Annotated in this window: 3 protein-coding genes; all 3 read left to right on the top strand. The window is 34.1% G+C overall.

Annotated elements, in window-relative coordinates; all coding sequences use genetic code 11:
• A partial coding sequence (locus AC07XN_RS23405; RefSeq protein ID WP_494744805.1) for an AAA family ATPase occupies positions 1 to 1040 on the top strand: 1040 nt, incomplete at its 5' end.
• Between the two features lies 1 nt (position 1041).
• Positions 1042 to 1581, top strand: a complete 540-nt coding sequence (locus AC07XN_RS23400; protein WP_494744804.1) for a hypothetical protein — start codon at positions 1042 to 1044, stop codon at positions 1579 to 1581.
• 13 nt (positions 1582 to 1594) lie between these two features.
• Positions 1595 to 4980: DNA polymerase III subunit alpha (gene dnaE, locus AC07XN_RS23395; protein WP_494744803.1), on the top strand; the 3386-nt coding region annotated here is incomplete at its 3' end.

Below are 4980 nucleotides of genomic sequence, written 5' to 3'. Positions count from 1 at the left end.
AAGTAAAAGATATTATTTATCAGCAAAAATTTAAAGGTTATAATTCTTCAATTGAAAGCAAGTTTAGTACTATAGAATTTGATAAAAGTGAGGAATCGTTCGATGTTTTATTTAGATTAACTGACTATAATTATTCTTTTGAAGACGGTTTAAAAGAATATCATATTATCCAAATTCAAAATATTCTTTTACAAAGTTTTTTATATGCAATTATTAATGGTGGAGATAAAAAAGAAGCCATAATATATCCCTCAGAAAGAATTGCAATAGATATTTTTCAAAAAGAAATAAAAAATGGGGGAAATTCTCTTTTGTATGATGATGCTTACCATGTTTTAATGCACGTTGGACGTGGAATAATACCTTCAAGACCAAATAACAATATAAAAGAGGAAAATAAAAATAGAGGTATTTCTTTAGCCATAAAGGATTTTGCAAATATTATTTCTACAATTCCCAGTAGAAATAATATCAAAAGTGAATATTCAATTCTAGGAGAAGAACTAGAGGAAATAATTATAGGTGGTAAAATTGAAATGGAAAATGACGGTTCAATTAACCTAAAAAGTAATAATGAAAAGTATTTAGATTTAAATTTAACATCATCTTTAGTAAAGTCTTTGTCAAGTTTAGTTTTCTATTTCAAATATATTGCAAAGAAAAATGATGTTATAATTATTGATGAACCAGAATTAAATCTTCATCCTAATCTACAAATAAAATTTTCAAGATTCATAGGGAAATTAGTGCACGAAAATTTCAAAGTGATTATAAGTACTCATAGCGATTACATCATAAGAGAAATTAATACTTTAATAATGCTGGGTAATAGAGGAGGTGATAGCATAGATTTAATTAGAAAATATGAATATTCCTTTGATAGTGTACTAAAGTTTAATGATGTTAGTGTATATTATTTACACAACCACATAGTTGAGGAAATAGAGGTTTCGGAAAGTGGATTTGATGTCGAAACTATTGACAATGTAATTTTAGAGCAAAATTCGAGAGCTGAAGATATATATTTCTCCCTATTTTAATATGCAACCAAGAGATATTTATTCAAAAATTAATGAAATTCTCAGGAAGGAGAAATTTCTTCATACTGAACCAAATAAACTTATTGAACTTGGCAAAAAAGCCAAATGCAAAGAAGTAAATATCAGAGTAAGGGGGGCTCTATCTATTTATAAATTTGATATTGATTCTATTTTTCCTTTTTTTAGCCAAGGGAATCAAAACTCATTGTGTGATTATTTTATATTCTACCCCAAAGACAACGAATTATTTATTTTTTTATGTAATCTAAAATCTGATAAAATTGGGAACTCTCATGAACAAATTTATGCAGGATATATTTTTTCAAAATTTATTATAGAAAATGCTTCGCGTATTTTAGGAGGCAAAAACTTCCCTGATACCTTGATTCAATTTAGGGCTATCCACTTCAATACCAAAACTCCTAAAAGAACTGGAAACCCAAGAAACATTAAGTATTCAAAATATCAAAATGAGCTAAAATATTTATCTATGTCCTGCAAAGATATAGCTGATTTGGATATTCTTTCTAAAATACCTTAATATAAACAATTTGATGCAATTCTCTCATTTACACTGTCATACACAATACTCTCTCTTAGATGGAGCTTCTAAAATTTCTGGACTTTTTGCCAAAGCAAAAGCTGATAATATGCCTGCTGTTGCCATAACAGACCACGGTAATATGTTTGGTGCTTTTCAGTTTGTGGCTGAAGCCAGTAAACACGAAGGGGTTAAACCCATTGTTGGCTGTGAGTTTTATGTAGTGGAAGACCGTTTTAAAAAACAATTTTCTAAAGAACAAAAAGACAAACGTTATCATCAATTGATGTTGGCCAAGAATGCCGAGGGCTATGCCAACTTGGTAAAGTTGTGTTCTTTAGGTTTTATTGAAGGACTTTATGGTAAATACCCGCGTATTGATAAATCACTTATTCTGCAATATCACAAAGGTTTAATTGCTACAACTTGTTGTATTGGAGCATCAGTGCCTCAGGCAATTTTAAGAGGTAGCGAAGAGGAGGCTGAAAAAGAATTTAAATGGTGGTTAGATATTTTTGGAGAAGACTATTACGTAGAAGTACAAAATCACCAAATACCTGACCAATTAAAATGTAATGAGGTATTACTAAAATTTGCTAAGAAATATAATGTCAAGGTAATAGCATCAAACGATTCTCATTACTTAGATCAAAAAGATGCCAACGCTCACGATATTTTGTTATGTATCAACACTGGAGAAAAACAGGCTACGCCTACTTACAAAGATGTTGATGATGGAGAATCGGTAAAAGGAAAGCGTTTTGCATTTTATAATGACGAATTTTATTTCAAGAATACACAGGAAATGACCAAACTATGGTCGCATATTCCAGAGGCGATTGATAATACCAATGAAATTGTTGGTAAAATAGATACGCTGCGTCTGAAACAAGATATCATGTTGCCTAATTACGAAATCCCACAGGGTTTTGTCAATCAGGATGATTACTTAGAGCACCTTACTTGGGAAGGTGCTAGAAAGCGATATGGTGAAGCTTGGGAAAGTATTGAAGTAAAAGACAGACTGAGCTTTGAATTACATACCATTCGTACAATGGGCTTTGCGGGGTACTTCTTGATTGTATCTGATTTTATCAGAGCTGGTCGTGAACTTGGCGTTTTTGTAGGACCTGGTCGTGGTTCGGCTGCTGGTTCGGTAGTGGCTTATTGTATAGGTATTACCAATATCGACCCTATTAAGTACAACCTACTTTTTGAGCGTTTCTTGAATCCCGACCGTAAATCAATGCCCGATATTGATACGGATTTTGACGATGAAGGTCGCCAAAAAGTAATTGATTACGTGGTTGAAAAATACGGTAAACAACAAGTAGCCCATATCGTTACTTATGGTACAATGGCGGCTAAAATGTCCATCAAAGACGTTGCTCGTGTGATGGATTTACCGTTGAATGAGTCCAATGAATTAGCCAAATTAGTACCTGATAAGCCCGGAACGAATCTTAACCGAGTAATGAATGCTCCGTTAATTGGTGAAAAGTCGTTAGCCGAAAAAGAACAATTCCAAGCTGAAGATATTGAGAATGTTAAAAAACTTCGTGAAATCAGGCGTGAAGGGTCATTGCGTTCTAAAGTATTAGAAGAAGCACTCGTTTTAGAGGGTTCAGTACGTGGTACGGGTATTCACGCAGCTGGTATTATTATCGCTCCAAAGGATTTAACCGAAATCCTACCTGTTTATTCTTCTAAAGAGGTAAACTTATTAATTACGCAGTTTGAAGGAAAAATAATTGAAGATGCGGGTGTAATTAAAATGGACTTTTTGGGTTTAAAAACCTTGTCTATTTTAAAAGAAGCTTTACGATTGATTAAACAAAACCACGGGATAGATATTGATTTGGATAATATTCCACTTGATGACGTGAAGACGTATGAATTATATCAAAGAGGTGAAACCAATGCTACTTTCCAGTTTGAATCCGCTGGAATGCAAAAACATTTGCTCGATTTAAAGCCCGATCAGTTTTCGGATTTAATTGCCATGAATGCCTTGTATCGCCCAGGTCCTATTGCCTATATTCCTAACTTTATTGCCCGTAAACATGGTCGAGAGGAAATCGCTTATGATTTACCCGATATGGAAGAATATTTGGCGGATACTTATGGTATTACTGTCTATCAAGAACAGGTGATGTTGCTGTCGCAGAAATTAGCAGGCTTTTCCAAAGGAGACGCCGATGTACTAAGAAAAGCGATGGGTAAGAAAGACCGCTACACACTTGATAAAATGAAAAGCAAGTTTGTGGATGGTGCCAAAGAAAAAGGACACCCTGAAGATAAGCTTAATAAAATCTGGACAGACTGGGAAGCATTTGCACAATATGCTTTTAACAAATCGCACTCTACTTGCTATGCTTTTGTGGCATACCAAACAGGTTATTTAAAAGCACATTATCCGTCGGAATACATGGCTGCGGTAATGTCTAACTCACTGGGTAACATTGATAAAATTACATTCTTTATGGAAGAATGTAGGCGTATGGGCTTACCTGTATTAGGGCCTGATATTAATGAATCGTATCGTTCATTTGCCGTTAATAAAAAAGGGGAAATTCGTTTTGGTTTAGGTGCTATTAAAGGGACTGGCGATGCAGCGGTAGAGAGTATTATTGAAGAAAGAGACAAAAATGGTGCTTACAAAGATATTTTTGATTTTGTAAAAAGAGTAAACCTGAGAACAGTTAACAAAAAGACGTTGGAAAGTCTGGCTTATGGAGGAGGTTTTGATTGCTTTGACAATATTCACAGGGCTGTTTATTTCGCTGATGTTGAAGGAAGTAATTTTATAGAAAAAATTATTCGTTATGCCAACAAGGCTGTGGAAGTTGCTGCTTCTGCCCAAGGTTCTTTATTTGGAATGCTTGGAGACGGTGGCGGTGGAGACCTCGCAACGCCTAAAATCCCTTTGATTGAAAAATGGGGACAAATGGAAAAACTGAAGTTTGAAAAGGAAGTGGTCGGAATTTATATTTCGGGTCACCCATTAGATGAATATCGCTTAGAGCTAGAAAGCTTTTGTAGCTGTACGCTAGACAGAGTAATGGAACCTATTTTCAAAGGAAAAGAAGTTTCTGTAGGGGGAATTGTCACTAAAGTTGTCGAAAGGTACTCAAAGAATGGAAATCCATTTATGCTTTTTACATTGGAAGATTATAACGGAAGCTATGAGTTTGCTTTATTTGGGGAAGATTTTGTGAATCTTTCCAAATACATTGCTACTGATAGATTCTTGTATATAAAGGGACAAATTAAAAACCGTTGGGGTCGACCAGACGAATGGGAATTTAAACCTGTTTCTATTCGATTATTATCTGAAATCAGGAATTTATTCTCGAAAGAGTTAAAAATTAGTATTGGCTTACAATTAGTTAATTCTAT

The sequence above is a fragment of the Arcicella sp. GW458-12-2-14-TSB2 genome (genome assembly GCF_059423785.1).
Note: the sequence above shows the minus strand (reverse complement) of the source record. Positions and strands in the feature narration are given on the sequence as shown.

Coding starts and splice junctions, on each gene's coding strand:
- AC07XN_RS23400 (WP_494744804.1), top strand. CDS start 1,042: ATGCAACCAAGAGATATTTATTCAAAAATTAATGAAATTCTCAGGAAG.